The sequence below is a fragment of the Nonomuraea sp. KM88 genome (assembly GCF_052245635.1).
Classification (GTDB): Bacteria; Actinomycetota; Actinomycetes; order Streptosporangiales; family Streptosporangiaceae; genus Nonomuraea.
In genome coordinates this window covers 1-1,011 of record NZ_JBQQCC010000072.1, presented here as the reverse complement: position 1 = coordinate 1,011, position 1,011 = coordinate 1, and the positions used below count along the sequence as shown (strand labels likewise).

Below are 1,011 nucleotides of genomic sequence, written 5' to 3'. Positions count from 1 at the left end.
TGAGGTGATCTCAGCGAAATAATTTAGGACGATTGGGGATTTCTAGGACGCAGGCGGTGACGTATCGGGCCTATCGGGAGGAGTCATCGAAGGCCGGAGACGGGCGTGGAGCCTCCGGTAGATGAGTTCTCACCACAAGAAATCTCGCCGCCGAAAGGCTCCACGTGATTGCTCATCGTGCCACGCTCGACGTCTCTCGCGCACTCGTTCACCACGTCGCCCGACTTCTGCGGGATGAACGCCGACTGCGCGGCACGCCCAAAGACAGCCGAGCCCTGACCCCGTTCCGGCAGGCAGTCATGGTGCTGTGCTGGTTCCGCGGCGAGCACGACATCCCCAAACTCGGCCGCGATCACCACGTCTCCCGAGCCACCGCCTACCGCTACATCCACGAAGGCATCGGAGTTCTCGCAGCTCAAGCACCAGATCTACACGAAGCCCTCGACCGCGCCCACGCCGGAGAACTGGCCTACGTGATCCTCGACGGCACCCTGATCCCCATCGACCGCTGCGCCGAGCAGACCACCAGCGTCAAGGGCGAACCCATCGATGCCTGGTACTCCGGCAAGGCCCACCACCACGCCGGCAACCTGCAAGCCCTCTCAGCACCTAACGGGCTGCCGTTGTGGATCGGCGAGGTCGTACCCGGCTCCGTCCACGACCTGTCCGCCGCCCGCACCCACGTGCTGGGCGCGCTGTACGCCGCAGCCGCAGCCGGTCTGCCCACCCTCGCCGACAACGGCTACGACGGCGCCGGAATCGGCATCCACACGCCGATCAGACAACCCGAGGGGAATCAGATCCTCAGCCCGGACAACCGCACCTACAACCGGCTCCTACGCGCTCTACGCTGCCTCGGCGAACGCGGATTCGCCCTGCTCAAAGGCCGCTGGCGGGTCCTCCAGCACATCACCGTCAGCCCCAGCCGAATCGGCGACATCGCCCGCGCGGCACTTGTCCTCACCCATTTCGAGCACGACTACCTGCCGGCAATTCGCTGAGATCACGTCA

General features: G+C 65.1%; 1 protein-coding gene. It reads left to right on the top strand.

Annotation, left to right across the window (positions count from 1 at the left end; genetic code table 11):
* Positions 1 to 164: 164 nt before the first annotated feature.
* Complete coding sequence (locus tag ACTWPV_RS49705) at positions 165 to 1,001, top strand: HARBI1 family protein (RefSeq protein ID WP_443157228.1); 837 nt, start codon at positions 165 to 167, stop codon at positions 999 to 1,001.
* Positions 1,002 to 1,011: the final 10 nt, after the last annotated feature.